Raw genomic sequence first — 17,337 nt, forward strand, 5'->3', positions numbered from 1 at the left:
CGCTGCGCCAGCGTGCGCACCTCCGAGGCCACGACCGCAAAGCCCTTGCCGGCATCGCCGGCGCGCGCCGCTTCCACCGCCGCGTTCAGCGCCAGGAGATTGGTCTGGAAGGCGATGTCGTCGATCACCCGGATGATGTCGGAGATCTTCTGCGAGGCGCTCTCGATGCGCGCCATCGCAGCGACAGCCTCGGTCGCGATCGTGCCGCCCGACTGCGCTGCCTGCATCGCCTCGGTTGCGATCGCGGCGGCCTGCCTGGAAGCCTGGGCCGAGGCCTTCACCGAGGCTGCGAGCTCCTCGGTCGTGGCTGCGGTCTCCTCCAGCGAGCTCGCCTGCTCCTCGGTGCGCTTCGACAGGTCGTCGGCGCCCATGGTGATCTCGCGCGCCGCCAGGCCGACATCCGCCGAGGTCGTCTGGATCGTGCGCACCGTCGAAGACAGCCGGTCGACCGTCTCGTTGATCGCGCCCTTGAGCTCGGCGAACTTGCCGCGATAGGCCGTCTCGATCCGGGCGGTCAGGTCGCCGCCCGCCACCGCCTGCAGGGCGGCGGCGAATTCGGACGTGGCGCTGTCGACCACCGCGTTGATCTCGTTGATGCCGGCGACGAGCTTCTGCATCTGCTCGTCGGCATGCTCGATCTCGAGCCGCGCCGAGAAATCGCCCGACGCCGCAGCTGCGACGACCTCGCCGACATCGGAGACCACGGCCTCCATCGACTGCGCCCGCGCCAGGCGAGCGGCCGAGGCCGTGCGCTCCTGCTCTTCCAGAGCCCGAACCTTGACCAGATTTTCGCGATAGGCCTCAAGCGCGTTGCCAAGCGCCCCCACTTCATCGGGACAAGGCGCGGCGGGAACAGCCTCGTCGATGTCGCCGGCCTGCATGCGCGCAAGCGCGACATTCATGCCGGTCAGCGGGTTCGCGATGCGCTTCTGGATGCCGCGCCAGCTTGCTGCGCACAGGGTCAGCAGCGCGACAAGCAGGCCGGCAATCAGGGCCAGCCGGGTCAGGGCGTAATTGCTCTGCGCCGCAGTCGTCGATCGCATCTCGTCCAGCGATTGGGTGACCGCGCCAACGATGGCATTGAAGGGCCCGTTGCACATTGCGGTCCAGTCCTCGGCGCCGATGACGGCGCCTGCGCCCTGACCCAGCTTGCCGACAAGCTGGTCCATTGCCTGGTTTGCAGTGGCGACTTCGCCGGTCGCAACGCCGACCTTGCGCGCAAGCTCGGGCGAGATGCCGGCGCGCGTGGCGAGTTGCCCCAACTGGGTCTGCGCCGCATTGCTCGCACCGCGCAATTCGCCGAACTGTTTCCATTGTGGCGGGGTGAGCGCCTGGCCGGAGCCGAGCGAGGCACGCAGCAATGAGCATTGCGTGCCGTAGTTCGAGCGCAGGGCCCAGGCGGTGGCCTTGAATGCCTGAAGCTCCGCGAGCGCGGGATCGGTCAGGCGAACGGCCAGCGACGCCGCATCGGAGGCTTTGGTCAGCGCGCTCTCGATGGCGCCGACGGCGTTGTACCAGGGCATGGTCGCAGCCAGGCTGCGCTGCGCCCGCGGCTTTGCGGCCTCGGCGTCCAGATCGGGAATCTTGCCCTGCATGGCCTTCTCAGCCTGCAGGATGGCGGCAGAATAGGCCGAACGCTCCGCCAGATCGACGGCTTCGAGCTTCGCTACGGCTGTCGCGATCTGGTTTCGCGATGACTCCACGATCGAACGGATCGTCGCGCCGGCATCGTCCTTGGCCTGCAGGCTGGTCTGGGCCTTGCCGCGATCGGAGCGGATTGAATTGCCCGTGAGCAGCAAGGCGCGATCCGCCTCGACCAGACCGGCCAGCCGGTGGCTGGTGCGCATGTCGATGACCGCATCATAGGCGAGATAGCCGAGCGTGCCGAGGCCAGGCAGGCAGACGGCCGCCATGGTCGCCAGCAGGTACTGCCGAATGGAACTCGGGAAGATCATCACGGCACCTGGAACAGGGTTCAATCCGGCAGCGGTTGCGGCCGGCACCATAGGTTCAGCTAAAATGCTGCGAATTCGGTTAATATTGCCTCAAATGGCTCGACATGGCTGGCACGATGACGCTGAGGTCGACCATCCCGCAGAGGCTCCATGACCATGGCGTTTGCGATAAAGGCCGCAATCGGCGATCCGCATGCGGCAACCTTCGTCTTTGCCGGACAGAAGACGATGTATGGCGGAAAGCGCATCGCGGCGAGCGACGTGATCTATATCTTCGCCAGCGAGAACGAGGCCGGGCAAGGTTTGCTCGCGCGTGGTGTCGTCGCCTCCGCCGAGCCCCTCCCAAGACGGCCCGGTGTCGAGCGCCAGACCCCGCGCGTCAGCATCGCCGTCGAACGCACCGCGCTGGCGCGGCGGGCGTTGGGACGCGGCGCGCTGAAGCCTTTCGTATCCTGGAGCGACGGCAGGCCGGAGACCGAGCTGAATTTCAAATTCTATCGCCAGGCGACCAACAAGATCGTGGCTATTTCGGATGAGGCGGCGGCGTTCCTCGAAAGCTTCTTCTAGAGCGTTTTCGAGCGAAGTGGAGACCGGTTCGCGTCAAGAAAACGCGTTAAAGCAAGAACCTAACTCCCCGCCCCTGCCGCCCAGAGCCCGAAGAACAGCGCCGCGCCCAGCACGGCGACAAAGCCCGCGGCCAGAAGCTCCAGCCCGGCGATCAATCTGGCACTGCGCAGGGTGCCGCCGCCGGCCAATCTGAGCGCCGCGAATTTGAAGAACACGGCAAGCGCCGCGAGCGCTCCCGTCGTCAGCGCCGTGCCGAGCGCCATGGCGAAGGCCGCGGCGATGCCGGCCCAGAGCAGGCCCTGCGAGGCCGAGAAGACCAGGATGATCAGCGCCCCCGCGCAAGGGCGCAGGCCCGCCGCAAAGACCACACCCGCCATCTCGCGCCAGCTCTTGAGACGCGAGATCTCCTCGGGACCGGGCATATGGACATGGTCGCAGGTCGGGTCATGCGCCTGCGCGCCGTGGCCGAGCGCCAGCAGCGCCCCGGCCTTGCGCCAGAGCACGAAGAGGCCGACGAGCGCGACAAGTGCGAAACTCGCCTGCTCGACCATGTCGGCCGCGGTGGTCATGGTTTGCGCCGTCGCCCTCAAGGCCAGCGTCAGCGTGCTGACCAGCGCGATGGCGACGAGCGCCTGCAGGATCGCCGCCGCGAAGCTCAGGCCCAGCCCCCGCCGCAGGCTGCGGTTGTCGGCGACGATATAGCCCGAGATCACCGCCTTGCCATGGCCGGGACCGGCGGCATGGAAGACGCCGTAACCGAAGGCCAGCGCCATCAGGCTCCAGAGCGCGGCCGGGCTTTGATGGATCGCCTTCAGAGCCGCCGTCAATTCGCGGTAGAAGGAGGATTGCCAGGCCAGCAGCAATCCGCCGATCCCGGTCGTCGAGGGCAGCGCCTCGCGCGGCATCCCCCCGCCGAAGGGATTGCGCGGCGGCGGTGGCGGCACCGGGCTCAGGCTCGTGACGAAATGCGCCAGCAGCCCCAGGACGCCCGCGACCAGCGCCAGCGTGACCACGACGACGATCAACCGGCGCGACAGCGAAGGCCAGGCGAGCGGGGGCGATTGCGACGGGGTCAGGGACATGACGCGATCAAGGACATGCGACCAGCGCGCGGGTCGTCACCTGGAAACCGCTCATATCCGGCGTGGCGGTGATGTCCTCCTGCGCCAGCTTGAGCTGGGTGGCCGCATCGAGCTTGGGCGGGCGTGCGACCCGCACGACGCAGCCCTTGGGCGCATCGCGCGTGATCACGGCATCGGGTGCATCGACGATGTCGAAGGCGACGAAATAGGTGGGATCGCCGATCTCCAGCCCGACCGAGCGGACCGATTTGATCGGCGTCTTCAGCGGCAGGGTGTAGCTCAGGGTCAGGATCTTGTTCTCGAAGGCGAGGCTCGCCTCGGTCGGCTCGCCGAATTCCTGCGCCTTGCCATTGGCCTTGGCGGTGGTGAAGAAGCCGACCTCGGGCAGCGACTCCATATTGACCTTGGCGAGGTCGACCAGTTCGTCGGGCGTCAGCTTGCCGTCGCCGTTCTTGTCGAGCCCTTGCGTGATATAGGCGGAATAGGCCTCGTCGAAGCTCCAGATGTGCTTCAGCGCCGTCACCGCCCCGTCGGGGCCGAAGACGATCTCGGCGCGCGCCGAGACGAAGACATGCGGATGCGCGCTCGCCGGGGTGGACAGAACGGCCCACCAGCCCAGAGCCGCGACCAAGGCGGCGGTGATGGCACGGCGCTTCAAGGGGCGGCTCCTTCGCGTGAGGCCGAAACCTGGCGGATCATGGTTAACCTATTATGAACACGCCACTTGCCGATGGTTTGCGTCGCAACCAGCCTTCCCCCGTAAACGAGGCCAAATCGCGGCGCAGCATCGGCCTTCGCGCAAAGGCTGGAACAATCCCAATCCGAATTGACCCCGGCGCGCCGATATGTCAGCCTTACTGACATATTAAAGAGTTGGGCGATGCCTAGCTTGGAGGCTGGATCAACCGGCCCCATAGTCTGGAAACGGGACGATCTGGGGAGGTCGGCCATGGCCGAGACGCAGCGGAACTCCGGCTCTGTCGCCAAGGCGGCGACCAGCCTGCGCGAGGTCGCGCTCGACGACAAATACGACCTGTCCAAGCAAAAGATCTTCCTGACCGGGACACAGGCGATCGCGCGCATGCTGATGGTCCAGCGCGAGCGCGACAGGCTTGCCGGCCTTAACACCGCAGGCTTCGTCTCCGGCTATCGCGGCTCGCCGCTCGGCGGCCTCGACCAGCAGCTTTCGCGCGCCGGCAGGCAGCTCAAGGCAGCAAACATCGTCTTCCAGCCCGGGCTGAACGAGGACCTCGCCGCCACGGCCGTCTGGGGCACGCAGCAGGCGGAGCTCCAGGGCGAGGGCAAATATGACGGCGTCTTCGCGCTCTGGTACGGCAAGGGTCCGGGCGTCGACCGCACCGGCGACGTCTTCCGCCACGGCAACATGGCCGGCACCTCGCCCCATGGCGGCGTGATCTGCCTGATGGGCGACGACCACACGGCCGAGTCCTCGACCAACGCCCACCAGACCGAATTCGTCCTCGTCGACCGGATGATGCCGATCCTGAATCCCGCCGGCGTGCAGGAGATCATGGATTATGCCCTGCATGGCCTCGCGCTCTCGCGCTTCGCCTCGGTCTGGGTCGGCATCAAATGCGTCAAGGACAACATCGAATCGACGGCGTCCGTCGATGGCGCGATCGACCGCGTGACGATCACCCTCCCCGATGATTTCGTGATGCCGCCGGGCGGCCTGAGCATTCGCCGCGAGCTCGATTTCCTCGACCAGGAGAAGCGCCTGCACATCCACAAGCGCGCTGCGATCCTTGCTTACCTGCGCGCCAACAAGCTCAACCAGACCATCACCTCCGGCGGCAAGAGCCCGCGCATCGGCATCATCACCGTCGGCAAATCCTATCTCGACGTGCGCCAGGCTCTTGAGGATCTCGGCATCGACGAGGTCCGGGCGAACGATCTCGGCATCCGCCTGTTCAAGGTCGCCTGCCCCTGGCCACTCGACCCTTCCGAACTCAAGAGTTTCGCCGCCGGGCTCGACCTCGTCATGGTCGTCGAGGAGAAGCGCTCGCTGATCGAGGTCCAGCTCCGCGAGGAGCTTTACGGCTCGGAAGCCCAGCCGATGGTGATCGGCAAGAAGGACGAAGCCGGCGAATGGCTGTTCCCGGTCCATGGCGCGCTCGACCCCAACGATGTCGCGATCGCGCTCGGAGCGCGCCTGCTGCAGTACCAAGACGATTCCGTTCTGCGCGGGCGCCTGGAGGAGATCGCCAAAGCGCAGGGACGGCTCGCGGAAGCCCAGGAGGTCGCCAAGCGCACGCCCTATTACTGCTCGGGCTGCCCGCATAACAGCTCGACCGTGGTGCCTGAAGGCTCGCGCGCCTATGCCGGCATCGGCTGCCACTACATGGTGCAGTGGATGGACCGCTCGACCACCGGCTTCACCCAGATGGGCGGCGAAGGCGCGAACTGGATAGGTGAGGCGCCCTTTTCCACCCGCAACCACGTCTTCCAGAATCTCGGCGACGGCACCTACACCCATTCCGGCTCGCTCGCGATCCGCTGGGCCGTCGCGGCTGGCGTGAACATCACCTACAAATTGCTCTACAACGACGCGGTCGCGATGACCGGCGGCCAGCAGGCCGAAGGGCATCTCTCGCCCGACCAGATGGCACGCCAGATCGCCGGCGAGGGCGTCCAGCGCATCGCAATCGTCAGCGATGATCCCGACAAATACCCGCCCGGAACGATCTGGCCGCCCGGCACGACGTTTCACCACCGCGACGATCTCGACGCCGTCCAGCGCGAGCTGAGGCAGGTGCCCGGCGTCTCGCTGCTGCTCTACGACCAGACCTGCGCCACCGAGAAGCGCCGCCGGCGCAAGCGCGGCACCTATCCCGATCCCGACAAGCGCGTCATCGTCAACGAACTGGTCTGCGAGGGCTGCGGCGATTGCGGCGTCAAGTCGAACTGCGTCTCGGTGCAGCCGCTTGAAACCGAATTCGGCCGCAAGCGCCAGATCGACCAGTCCAACTGCAACAAGGATTTCTCCTGCGTGAAGGGCTTTTGCCCGTCCTTCGTCACCGTGCACGGCGCTCGGCCCAAAAAGGCCGAGCCACGCAAGCTCGACGCCGGCGCACTCGGCGCAGGCGACATCCCCGAACCGCAACTGCCAACCCTAGACAAGAGCTTCGCAGTGATCGTCACCGGCGTCGGCGGCACCGGCGTCGTCACCATAGGCGCCATCCTCGGCATGGCGGCTCATCTCGAGGGCAAAGGTTGCGGCATGATCGACATGGCCGGCCTCGCCCAGAAAGGCGGCGCGGTCTTCAGCCATGTCAAGCTCGCCCCGACGCCCGACGACATCCACGCCATCCGCGTCTCCGCTGGGCAGGCCGACCTCGTGCTCGGCTGCGACCTCACCGTCACCGGCTCGAAGAAAGTGCTCGGCGCGATCAAGCCGATGGCCGCGACCGTCGTCGTCAACACGGCCGAGAGCCTGCCGGGCGATTTTACCCGCAATGCCGATTTCTCGCTGCCGATCGAGCGCATCAAGCGCTCGATCCTCTCGGCCTCGAGCCGCGACCAGACCCATTTCGTCGATGCGACCGCAGCAGCCGTCGCCTTTCTCGGCAATGCCATTGCCGCCAACATGTTCATGCTCGGCTACGCCTGGCAGTTCGGCAGCGTGCCCTTGTCGCGCGCGGCGCTCTTGCGCGCGATCGAGCTCAATGGTGAAGCCGTGGCGATGAACAGCCAAGCTTTCGAGCTCGGCCGCCGCGCCGCGCATGATCCCGCTGCGCTGGTCGCCGCCCTGTCGGAGGCCAAGGCCCCGACGCAGGCGCGGCATATCTCGGCTTCGCTCGACGAGATCATCGCTCGGCGCGTCAGCGTCCTCACCGCCTACCAGAACGCAGCCTATGCCGCCCGCTATCGCGAACGCGTCGAACGCGTGCAGGCGAAGGAAACGGAAGTTCTGCCAGGCCAGCGCGCCCTGACCGAAACCGTCGCGCGCTATCTCTTCAAGCTGATGGCCTATAAGGACGAATACGAGGTCGCCCGGCTCTATGCCGACGGCTCGTTCCAGCGCCAGGTCGAGGCGACCTTCGAATCGACCAGCGCCTCGGGCCAGAAGCTGCGCTACGAGTTCAACCTGGCCCCGCCGCTGCTGGCCAGGCGCGATCCCGTCACCGGTATTCCCCGCAAGATCAGCTTCGGCCCCTGGATGATGTCGGCCTTCGGCCTGTTGGCGAAGCTGAAGGGCCTGCGCGGCACGGCCTTCGACATCTTCGGCTACACGCAGGAGCGCCGTACCGAGCGCGCCCTGATCGGCGCCTATGAGACGCTGATCGGCGAAATCCTGGCGAAGCTCTCGGTCGAGAACCACGCGCTCTGCATCGCGCTCGCCGCGACGCCTGAAAAGATCCGCGGCTTCGGCCATGTCAAGGACCGGCACCTCAAGGCGGCGAAGGCCGAAGAGGCGGAGTTGCTGGCGAAGCTGCGCGATGGTTCTGTTGCCGCATTGGCAATGCCGAAGGCGGCGGAATAGGGAGGAGGTTCCCCGCGCATCTTTTGTCCAGCTTGAGTCGCAACGCGGCCGCGGCCCATACTGAGCCTTCACGCTCCTCCACTTCAGGATCGCCCCGCCCTTGATCCCTCCCGAAGACCTCCGCCGCATTGCCGCCTGGTCGCGCGACCTGACGGAGGTGGAATTCGAGGAGGCGCGGCGCGGCGTCAGCCTGAAGCTCTATGGCAAGGGCGCCTATATCTGCCATGTCGGCGACCGGCTTGAATCCTGGACCGGCGTCGCCGAGGGGCTGGTCAAGATGTCGACCACCTCCAAGACCGGCAAGGCCGCGACGCTGGCGGGCATGCGCGCGGGCGCCTGGTTCGGCGAGGGCACGGTGATCAAGGCCGAACCCCGCCGTTACGAGCTCGTCGCCCTGCGCGAAACCAGGCTCGCGTTGATGCGGCGCTCGACCTTCCTCTGGCTGTTCGAGCACAGCGCCGCCTTCAACCGCTTCCTGGTGCATCAGTTCAACGAGCGCCTCGCCCAGTTCATCGCCATCGCCGAGACCGAGCGCACCCTCGATTCGACCGGACGCCTGGCGCGCAATCTCGCCTGGCTGTTCAACCCGATCCTCTATCCTGATCTCGACCGGACGCTGGCGATCTCACAGGAGGAGCTCGGCCTGCTCGCCGGCATGTCGCGCCAGATCGCCAATCAGGGGCTGGCGAAGCTCGAGGGCCTGGGTCTGCTGGAGGTTGGACATGGCAGCGTGACGATCTTGGATCTGGAACGGCTGGCGCGCTACGAGGGGTAGTAACAGAACTACAGTCGCTACCTGCCTAAATTGCGACGGAGATACTCACGCTTCGTTTGCGATCATCAGCTACAATCCTCAAATGACAAAAGACCTGTTGATCGGAGCCTTCTGCATCGCCCTCGCGATAATGCTGATCGCTAAGGGATGGCAGCATAGGTCGTTAACGAATGCGCTGGGTCCAGCCATTGCAGGCGCCATCTTCGTTCCAGGATATATTTTGTTTCGTTTCTCATTTGATGGCTTCGCGCTGCTTGGAGCACTTGCCAGCGTGCCATTCATTTTCGTCTATGCACTCGCACTATTCGGGTTAGGGCGAGCGATGCGGTGGATCACAGGCTACGTTTTCCGGTAGCGATCAACAGTCAGAGTTTGACTAGGTTCGCGGACCTCAGCCTGCTCGAGGTCGGCCATGGAGCGTGGCGATCTTGGATCTGGAGCCGCTGGCGCGCTACGACGGGTACGGTCGGCGTATAGAGCCAGAGCGGCTTGCGCCCCGTTCCCGACATCGAAAAATGTTTGTGAGGAGCACCGCATTATGAGCCTGGCAAGCGACGCCCGTTTCTGGGACCGGGCTTCGCGGAAATACGCCAGGAGTGCGATTGCCGACCAGGCCGGCTATGAGCGCACTCTGGACCGGACCCGCGCCTTGTTGGGATCAGGCGACAAGGTGCTGGAACTGGGTTGTGGAACAGGGACCACGGCGCTCCGGCTCGCCGGCCATGTTCGAGACTACCTTGCGACGGATATTTCCGCTGGAATGATCGCGATCGCACATGAGAAGCACGCAGCCGGCCCTCTCCCGAGCCTCGTCTTCCGCACTGCGACTGCAGAAGATCTCACAGCTGACGCAAGCCAGTTCGACGCCGTTCTGGCGTTCAACTATCTGCATCTGCTCCGGGATCTGCCCGGGACGCTGCGCCGCATTCACGCCTTGCTCTTAGCGGAGGGGCTGTTCATCTCGAAGACACCCTGCGTCGGAGACATGAACCCGCTCATCCGGCTTGCCTTGCCTGCGATGCGAGCGATCGGGCAGGCACCTTATGCCGGCGTCTTTCGGGCGGCCAAGCTGCGCCAGCATATCTCTGCCGCCGGCTTCGAGATTCTTGCCGTTGAAAACCACGCAACCAAGGGTAAGGACCATCGGCCTTACATCGTGGCTCGCAAGAGGTGATCTGAATGGCGAAGGCCATGGAAGCCCGCCATGGCAGGCATCGGCCCTACCTCGTCACGAATCGCCGCCCGGCCAGTAGAAGCAGAGCAGTTCGCCCGTATCGTTGATGCACAGATGCCAATGCCCGTCCGGCGACGCGCGTGCTTTCGAATAAGGGATTTCGAGGACGAGAGGCTCGCGACGCTCCGTCGGCCACATCGGATGGCGCCCCGGCGCGATCGTCACGACGAAGCCGGATGGGTTCTCCCGGACGGCGCTGGCGTCGATCTGCGCGCAATCGGCGCCCGAGCAGCACTCGAAGGGATAGTCCCAGCCGCTGGCAGCCTGATGCGAGCGCGCCTCCATCGCCCCGGTGGCCAGCACCAGCGCCATGCTGATCGAAGCGAGAACGCGCATTGACCTGTCCACGCCGCCAGGATCCGACCCGAAGACGGCGGATGAATGGCGGTCAGGATGCCAGCGCGATCAGATGCGGTTGTCGCACGACCGAGGCCCTGAACGATCTGGCTTGAATGGCGGGGACAGGTCCAGGCTCTTCACCAAGCGAAGCCTAGGAAGGCCGGCAAAGTTCGCCACATTTGCGCACCGGCGTACGGTGAATCGCACGACCCCAAGACAATAGCGACCAAATGCCAAGTTGTCTGTCAAGCCCCCCCTTGCAAAGATATGGGGTGGCTGCGAGGCTCTCATCAAGAACAAGGGCCGAAACGGCCAAAACGAAGGTCGCTGCCATGTACGGCGGCCGGACAGGGTGGAGAACGCAATCGTGGCAAGCGCAAGCGCCGGCCAGGCGGATACCTTTCCGAAATTGCTGCTGCGCAATGCGCGCGAGCGCCGTTCGCGCATCGCGTTCCGGCACAAGGATCTCGGGATCTGGCAGTCCTGGACCTGGGCCGAGGTGGCCGAGCAGGTGCGCAGCTTCGCCAAGGGGCTTCAGGATCTCGGCCTGAAGCGCGGCGAGAAGGTCGCGATCATCGGCTACAACCGGCCCAGGCTCTACTGGTCGATGTGTGCCGCGCAATGGATCGGCGCGGTTCCCGTGCCGGTCTATGCCGACAGCGTCGCCGAGGAGATGGCCTATGTGCTCGACCATGCCGAGGCGGTCTTCGCCTGCGTGCAGGACCAGGAGCAGGTCGACAAGGTCCTCTCCATCGCCGAGCGCCTGCCGCATCTGCGCCAGATGCTCTATGACGAGCCGCGCGGCCTGCGCGACTACGACCACGGCAAGCTGCATGAGATCGACAAGGTCATCGCCGCCGGGCGCGACGCGCTGAAGGCGAGCCCCGAGGCTGCAGCCGCCCATGAGCGCGAGATGGAGGCCGGCTCAGGCTCGGATCTCGGCATCATCCTCTACACCTCGGGCACGACCGGGCGGCCCAAGGGTGTCATGCTGAGCCATTTCAACGTCATCACCGCCGCCGAGATCGGCTGCCAGTTCGACGGGCTGAACGAGAGCGACGAGGTCATCGCCTATCTGCCGATCGCCTGGGTCGGCGACCATGTCTTCTCCTATGCGCAGGCGATCGTCGCGGGCTTCTGCGTGAACTGCCCGGAAGGGCCCGAGACCGTCATCGACGACCGGCGCGAGGTCGGCACCACCTACGCCTTCGCGCCGCCGCGCGTCTTCGAGACCATGCTGACCATCACCATGGTGCGCATGGAGGATGCCGGCCCGCTGATGCGCAAGATGTTCCACTACTTCCTCGGCGTGGCCAAGCAGCACGGCGAGAAGATCCTCAACGGCGAGAGCGTGCCGCTGGGCGCGAGGCTGCTCTACAAGCTCGGCGACATCCTGATCTACGCGCCGCTGCGCAACCGCTTCGGCCTGAGCAACATCAAGGTCGGCTATACCGCCGGAGAGGCGATCGGCCCCGAACTGTTCAAGTTCTATCGCTCGATCGGGGTCAATCTGAAGCAGCTCTACGGACAGACCGAAGCCGGCGTCTACATCACCATGCAGCCCAATGGAGAGATCAAGGCCGACACGGTCGGCCGGCCCGCGCCGCTGGTCGAAATCCGGATCGACGACAATGGCGAGGTGCTTTACCGCTCGCCCTCGATCTTCGGCGGCTATTTCAAGGATCCCGAGAAGACCGCGGAGACGATGACCGCCGACGGCTATGTCCGCTCCGGCGATGCGGGCTTCTTCGACGAGACCGGCCATCTCAAGATCATCGACCGCGCCAAGGATGTCGGCAAGCTCTCCTCGGGGGATCTGTTCCCGCCGAAATACATCGAGAACAAGCTGAAATTCTATCCCAACATCAAGGAGGCCGTCGCCTTCGGCCAGGGTCGCGACTACGTCACCGTCGCGCTCAACATCGACCTGACCGCGGTCGGCAACTGGGCCGAGCGCCACAATGTCGTCTACGCCTCCTACCAGGAGCTCGCCGGCCACGATCTCGTCTACGACATGATCGCCAAGCATGTCGACGAGGTGAACCGTTCGCTCGCTGCCGAGCCCCTGATGGGCGGGGCGCAGATCAGGCGCTTCCTGATCCTGCATAAGGAGCTCGACGCCGATGACGGCGAACTGACCCGCACTCAGAAGGTCCGGCGCGGCTTCATCGCCGAGCGCTACGCCCCGCTCGTCGCCGCGCTCTATGACGGCTCGGACGCCGCCGACATCTCGACCGAAGTGACCTTCGAGGACGGCCGCAAGGGCGTGATCTCCGCCCGCGTCAAGGTGCGCGACGCCCAGATCTATCCGGTGACCGCGCCAATTCCGGCGAGGGCGGCATGAACGTCGAGACCATGAACGTGACCGGGGAACCGCTGCACCGCGACAAGGGCGACGTCCTGCTGTCGGTCGACAACATCTCGCTGCGCTTTGGCGGGGTGAAGGCGATCTCGGATGTTTCCTTCGACATCCGCAAGGGCGAGGTCCGCGCCATCATCGGCCCCAACGGCGCCGGCAAGACTTCGATGCTCAACTGCATCAACGGTTTCTACCATCCGCAGGAAGGCCAGATCACCTATAAGGGCGTGCGCCGCGCCAAGGTGAAGCCGCACCAGGCCGCGGCCGACGGCATCGCCCGCACCTTCCAGAACGTCGCGCTGTTCAAGGGCATGTCGACGCTCGACAACATCATGACCGGCCGCACGCTGAAGATGCACCGGAGCTTCTTCTGGCAGGCGCTGCGTCATGGCCCGGCGATGACTGAGGAGATCGAGCATCGCAAGGTGGTCGAGGACATCATCGACTTCCTGCAAATCCAGCACATCCGCAAATTGCCCGTCGGGAAATTGCCCTATGGCCTGCAGAAGCGGGTGGAGCTGGGCCGTGCGCTCGCCATGGAGCCGGAACTGCTCCTGCTCGACGAGCCGATGGCCGGCATGAACCTCGAGGAGAAGGAGGACATGTGCCGCTTCATCCTCGACGTGAACAACCAGTTCGGCACGACCATCGCCCTGATCGAGCACGATATGGGCGTGGTGATGGACCTCTCCGACCGCGTCGTGGTGCTCGAATACGGCCGCAAGATCGCCGACGGCACGCCCGACGAGGTGAAGGCGAACCAGAAGGTGATCGACGCCTATTTGGGGGTGGCGCACTGATGGCCAGCTTCTTCAAGGACACAAAGCCATGAGCGACGTCGCCGCGCGGCCTGCGCCAAACCTGTTCGCCAAAGGCTGGGTCAAGACCGGCCTGATCCTCGTCGCCATCGTCGCGGCCGCGATCCTGGGCGCGCAGTTCGACGATTCCGGCACGCTCTACAAGGTCTTCATCGACCCGTTCCAGCAGATGGTCCAGGCGCCGGACCTGCTCGCCCAGACGATCTGGGAGGGGCTCGTCTCCGGCGTGCTCTACGCGCTGATCGCGCTCGGCTTCGTGCTGATCTTCAAGGCCTCGGGCGTGTTCAACTTCGCCCAGGGCATCATGGTGGTGTTTGCGGCGCTGACCCTGGTCGGGCTCTACGAGAAGGGCGTGCCGGCCTTCCTCGCCGTGATCCTGACGCTCGGCGTGATGTTCGCGCTCGCCGTCACGATCGAACGCGTCGTGCTGCGCCCGCTGGTCAACCAGCCCGACATCATCCTGTTCATGGCGACCTTCGGCATCACCTATTTCCTGATCGGCTTCGGCGAGGCGCTGTTCGGCGGCAACCCCAAGCAGATGATCGCCGACCAGCTCTGGCTGCCCAAGGGCGCGATCGACCTGAAACTGTTCGGCGGCCTGGTCTCGCTGCAGAAGATCGACATCGCGGCGGCCGTCATCGCCTCGATCATGATCGCCGCTCTCGCCGCCTTCTTCCAATATACGCGCATCGGAAGGGCCTTGCGGGCCGTGGCCGACAGCCACAAGGCAGCGCTCTCGGTCGGTATCTCGCTGAACCAGATCTGGGTCATCGTCTGGTTCACCGCCGGCATCGTCGCCCTGATCACCGGCATCATGTGGGGCGCGCGCTCGGATGTCTCCTTCGCGCTCGAGATCGTGGCGCTGAAGGCCCTGCCCGTGCTGATCCTGGGCGGTTTCACCTCGATCCCCGGCGCCATCGTCGGCGGGCTGATCATCGGCATCGGCGAGAAAATGGGTGAGTTCTACTGGGGTCCGCTGATCGGCGGCGGCATCGAGAGCTGGCTCGCCTATTTCATCGCGCTGGGCTTCCTGCTGTTCCGCCCGCAAGGGCTGTTCGGCGACAAGATCATCGAACGCATCTGAGAGGCTGAAACCGTGTTCTATCGCGAAGCCGGCCAGTTCAAATCGACCTATTCCGCCGATATGGCGGTGTTCCCGCTGCGGCAGGACCGGATTGGCATCGCCGTGATCCTGGCGCTCGCCTTCATCGGCGTGCCGCTGATCGGCAACGACTTCTTCATCTCCTCGGTGATGATCCCCTTCCTGGTGTTCTCGCTTGCCGCGATCGGGCTCAACATCCTGACCGGCTATACCGGGCTGATCTCGCTGGGCACCGCCGCCTTCATGGGCGTCGGCGCCTATGCCGCCTACAAGCTGACGACCGCCTTTCCCGGCATCAACATCATCGTGCTCGTGCTGGTCTCCGGCCTGTTCTCGGCGGCGATCGGCGTGCTCTTCGGCCTGCCCTCGCTGCGCATCAAGGGCTTCTATCTCGCAGTCGCGACGCTTGCCGCGCAGTTCTTCCTGCAATGGGCCTTCGTGCGCGTGCCCTGGCTGTTCAACTACAACGCCTCGGGCGCGATCGAGGTGCCGCAGCGCACGCTCTTCGGCCTCCCCATCACCGGCGCCTCGGCAAGCCCCGAGACACGCTATTTCGTCTGCCTCGTTCTGGTCGTAGGCCTGACCTGGTTCGCCTCGAACCTGGTGCATGGCAAGCTCGGCCGCTCCTGGATGGCGGTGCGCGACATGGACATCGCCGCCGAGCTGATGGGCATCAAGCTGCTCAACGCCAAGCTCACCGCCTTCGCGGTCTCCTCCTTCTATGCCGGCGTCGCCGGCGCGATGATGATCTTCTTCTGGTATGGCGGCGGCGAAGCGGCCGACGTCTTCAACATCCGCCTCTCCTTCAACATCCTGTTCATGGTCATCATCGGCGGGTTGGGCTCGCTGATCGGCTCCTTCTTCGGGGCCGCCTTCATCGCCAGCTTGCCGACCATCCTGAAGTTCGGCCTGCCGGCGCTCGGCGTCCCGCTCTCGGGCGCTGCAGCCGAGCATGTCACCTTCATGCTCGTCGGCGCGCTGATCATCACCTTCCTGATCGTCGAGCCGCACGGCCTCGCGCGGCTCTGGCAGATAGGGAAGCAGAAATTGCGGACATGGCCCTTCCCCTATTGAGGTCGGCCCTTTCCCCGGCGCGGCGGAGAGGAGCCCAACAAAACGACCTGCGCGGTCTCAATGCGGCAGGCGAAGCGGAGACGATCCGGCGTTCAAGGCCAGGATCGGTGGAAACGACGGAGGAACCATCATGAAGACGACCAAGCTGATGAAGGGGGCGGCGCTGGGCGCGCTCCTCGCCGCGAGCGCGCAAGTCGCTCCGGCCCTTGCCCAGGACAGCGTCTACTTCGCCAACAACGCCTATCGCACCGGCCCGTTCTCGGGCTCCGGCATTCCGATCGGCGACGGCATGCGCGACTACATCACGATGATCAACGAGCGCGACGGCGGCGTGAACGGCGTCAAGATCGTCTATGAGGAATGCGAGACCGGCTACGACACCAAGAAGTCGATCGAATGCTACGAGCAGGCCAAGTCGAAGAACACCATCCTTTACTCGCCCTGGTCGACCGGCGCGACGCTTGCTGCCATTCCGCGCGCCCATATCGACAAGATCCCGATCCTGTCGATGGCCTATGGCCTCTCCGCTTCGGCCGATGGCACCAACTTTCCCTGGGTCTTCATCCCGCCCTTCACCTATTGGGATGGCGCTTCACTGATGGTGAAGCACATGGCCGCCGAGCTCGGCGGCATGGACAAGCTCAAGGGCAAGAAGCTCGGCCTGATCCATCTCGATGCGCCTTTCGGCAAGGAGCCGATCCCTGTGCTCGAGAACCTCGCCAAGAAATACGGCTTCGAGCTCAAGATCTATCCGGTGGCCGCCGCCGACATGCAGAACCAGGGCTCGCTCTGGCTCTCGATCCGGCGCGACCGGCCTGACTACCTCTACAACCAGGGCTGGGGCGCGATGAACCCGACCGCGGTGAAGGAGGCGATCAAGAACAACTTCCCGATCAACAAGCTGGTGGGCGTCTGGTGGGCCGGCGGCGATGACGACGCACGTGCCGGCGGCCCCGAGGCCAAGGGCTACAAATCGCTCAACCTGAACGCGGCGGGCACCAACTTCCCGGCGATCCAGGACATCCAGAAATACGTCGTGGAGAAGGGCAAGAGCCTCGCCGCCAAGGAGAAGGTCGGCGAGAACCTCTATAATCGCGGCGTCTACAACTCGATGCTCGTCGTCGAGGCGATGCGCAACGCGCAGAAGCTCACCGGCAAGAAGGTGATCAATGCCGAGGACATGCGCCGCGGCCTGGAGAGCCTGAACATCACCGCGGCGCGATTGAAGGAGATCGGCATGGAAGGCTTCGCCACGCCGACCACCATCTCCTGCACCGACCACTCCGGCCACAGCAAGGCCTATGTCGCGGAATGGGACGGCACCAAATGGACCAAGCCCGGCGACTGGCTCGAGCCGCTCAAGGACGAGGTCCGCCCGCTGATCGAGGCCAACGCCAAGGACTATGTGGAGAAGGCGACCGGCTGGCCGAAGCGGACCGAGCCTTGCGAGAAGTCGTCCTGATCTGACGGCAGTCGGCAGTGGGCAATCGGCAGTCGGTTTTTCCGGCAGCTGATCCGACTGCCGACT

General features: G+C 65.0%; 13 protein-coding genes. 9 read left to right on the plus strand and 4 right to left on the minus strand.

From position 1 onward, the window contains the following. Positions 1-1,955: methyl-accepting chemotaxis protein (locus tag CYD53_RS25265; protein ID WP_181012022.1), on the minus strand; the 1,955-nt coding region annotated here is incomplete at its 3' end. Between the two features lie 150 nt (positions 1,956-2,105). Here CYD53_RS25265 and CYD53_RS25270 point away from each other — a divergent pair. Further along, positions 2,106-2,522, plus strand: a complete 417-nt coding sequence (locus CYD53_RS25270; RefSeq protein ID WP_342751739.1) for a hypothetical protein — start codon at positions 2,106-2,108, stop codon at positions 2,520-2,522. 59 nt (positions 2,523-2,581) lie between these two features. Here the strand turns inward: CYD53_RS25270 and CYD53_RS25275 are convergent, their stop codons facing one another. Both CYD53_RS25275 and CYD53_RS25280 read right to left on the minus strand, forming a co-directional pair. Then, the gene (locus CYD53_RS25275) at positions 2,582-3,604 is read right to left on the minus strand and encodes a nickel/cobalt transporter (RefSeq protein ID WP_103720864.1); all 1,023 of its coding nucleotides are present in this window, start codon (positions 3,602-3,604) and stop codon (positions 2,582-2,584) included. Positions 3,605-3,611: 7 nt separating this feature from the next. After that, positions 3,612-4,262: a DUF1007 family protein gene (locus CYD53_RS25280; RefSeq protein ID WP_103720865.1), complete on the minus strand. Its 651-nt coding sequence runs from the start codon at positions 4,260-4,262 to the stop codon at positions 3,612-3,614. A gap of 291 nt (positions 4,263-4,553) precedes the next feature. Between CYD53_RS25280 and CYD53_RS25285 the strand changes: the two genes are divergently transcribed. The 3 genes from CYD53_RS25285 (at position 4,554) to CYD53_RS25300 (ending at position 10,057) form a co-directional block, all read left to right on the plus strand. Continuing rightward, the gene (locus CYD53_RS25285; RefSeq protein WP_103720866.1) at positions 4,554-8,108 is read left to right on the plus strand and encodes an indolepyruvate ferredoxin oxidoreductase family protein; all 3,555 of its coding nucleotides are present in this window, start codon (positions 4,554-4,556) and stop codon (positions 8,106-8,108) included. Positions 8,109-8,208: 100 nt separating this feature from the next. After that, positions 8,209-8,883 (plus strand): Crp/Fnr family transcriptional regulator, encoded by a 675-nt coding sequence (locus CYD53_RS25290; protein ID WP_103720867.1) that lies wholly within the window; start codon positions 8,209-8,211, stop codon positions 8,881-8,883. Between the two features lie 538 nt (positions 8,884-9,421). Further along, positions 9,422-10,057, plus strand: a complete 636-nt coding sequence (locus CYD53_RS25300) for a class I SAM-dependent methyltransferase (protein WP_103720869.1) — start codon at positions 9,422-9,424, stop codon at positions 10,055-10,057. A 54-nt stretch (positions 10,058-10,111) separates the two neighbouring features. Here the strand turns inward: CYD53_RS25300 and CYD53_RS25305 are convergent, their stop codons facing one another. Continuing rightward, positions 10,112-10,453: a hypothetical protein gene (locus tag CYD53_RS25305; RefSeq protein ID WP_103720870.1), complete on the minus strand. Its 342-nt coding sequence runs from the start codon at positions 10,451-10,453 to the stop codon at positions 10,112-10,114. Between the two features lie 367 nt (positions 10,454-10,820). Between CYD53_RS25305 and CYD53_RS25310 the strand changes: the two genes are divergently transcribed. The 5 genes from CYD53_RS25310 (at position 10,821) to CYD53_RS25330 (ending at position 17,271) form a co-directional block, all read left to right on the plus strand. Beyond that, positions 10,821-12,800: an AMP-dependent synthetase/ligase gene (locus tag CYD53_RS25310; protein ID WP_181012030.1), complete on the plus strand. Its 1,980-nt coding sequence runs from the start codon at positions 10,821-10,823 to the stop codon at positions 12,798-12,800. Beyond that, on the plus strand, positions 12,797-13,615 hold the full coding sequence (locus CYD53_RS25315; RefSeq protein WP_103720872.1) for an ABC transporter ATP-binding protein: 819 nt from the start codon (positions 12,797-12,799) through the stop codon (positions 13,613-13,615). Before CYD53_RS25310 ends, CYD53_RS25315 begins: the two co-directional genes overlap by 4 nt. Before the next feature lie 187 nt (positions 13,616-13,802). Beyond that, complete coding sequence (locus CYD53_RS25320) at positions 13,803-14,717, plus strand: branched-chain amino acid ABC transporter permease (RefSeq protein ID WP_103720934.1); 915 nt, start codon at positions 13,803-13,805, stop codon at positions 14,715-14,717. Between the two features lie 12 nt (positions 14,718-14,729). Beyond that, a complete protein-coding gene (locus CYD53_RS25325; RefSeq protein ID WP_103720873.1) occupies positions 14,730-15,809 on the plus strand; it encodes a branched-chain amino acid ABC transporter permease in 1,080 nt (359 codons plus the stop codon). Between the two features lie 130 nt (positions 15,810-15,939). Next, positions 15,940-17,271 carry an ABC transporter substrate-binding protein gene (locus CYD53_RS25330; RefSeq protein WP_103720874.1) on the plus strand — a complete coding sequence of 444 codons (1,332 nt, stop codon included), beginning with the start codon at positions 15,940-15,942 and terminating at the stop codon, positions 17,269-17,271. Positions 17,272-17,337 lie beyond the last annotated feature (66 nt).

This window comes from Allobosea psychrotolerans (assembly GCF_002917105.1).
In the GTDB taxonomy this organism is placed as follows: Bacteria; Pseudomonadota; Alphaproteobacteria; order Rhizobiales; family Beijerinckiaceae; genus Allobosea; species Allobosea psychrotolerans.

Bases quoted from the DNA above. Each gene is read 5' to 3' on its own strand.
- CYD53_RS25270 (WP_342751739.1), top strand. From the start codon at position 2,106: ATGACCATGGCGTTTGCGATAAAGGCCGCAATCGGCGATCCGCATGCG.
- CYD53_RS25275 (WP_103720864.1), bottom strand. From the start codon at position 3,604: ATGTCCCTGACCCCGTCGCAATCGCCCCCGCTCGCCTGGCCTTCGCTG.
- CYD53_RS25285 (WP_103720866.1), top strand. From the start codon at position 4,554: ATGGCCGAGACGCAGCGGAACTCCGGCTCTGTCGCCAAGGCGGCGACC.
- CYD53_RS25300 (WP_103720869.1), top strand. From the start codon at position 9,422: ATGAGCCTGGCAAGCGACGCCCGTTTCTGGGACCGGGCTTCGCGGAAA.
- CYD53_RS25305 (WP_103720870.1), bottom strand. From the start codon at position 10,453: ATGCGCGTTCTCGCTTCGATCAGCATGGCGCTGGTGCTGGCCACCGGG.
- CYD53_RS25315 (WP_103720872.1), top strand. From the start codon at position 12,797: ATGAACGTCGAGACCATGAACGTGACCGGGGAACCGCTGCACCGCGAC.
- CYD53_RS25320 (WP_103720934.1), top strand. From the start codon at position 13,803: ATGGTCCAGGCGCCGGACCTGCTCGCCCAGACGATCTGGGAGGGGCTC.
- CYD53_RS25330 (WP_103720874.1), top strand. From the start codon at position 15,940: ATGAAGACGACCAAGCTGATGAAGGGGGCGGCGCTGGGCGCGCTCCTC.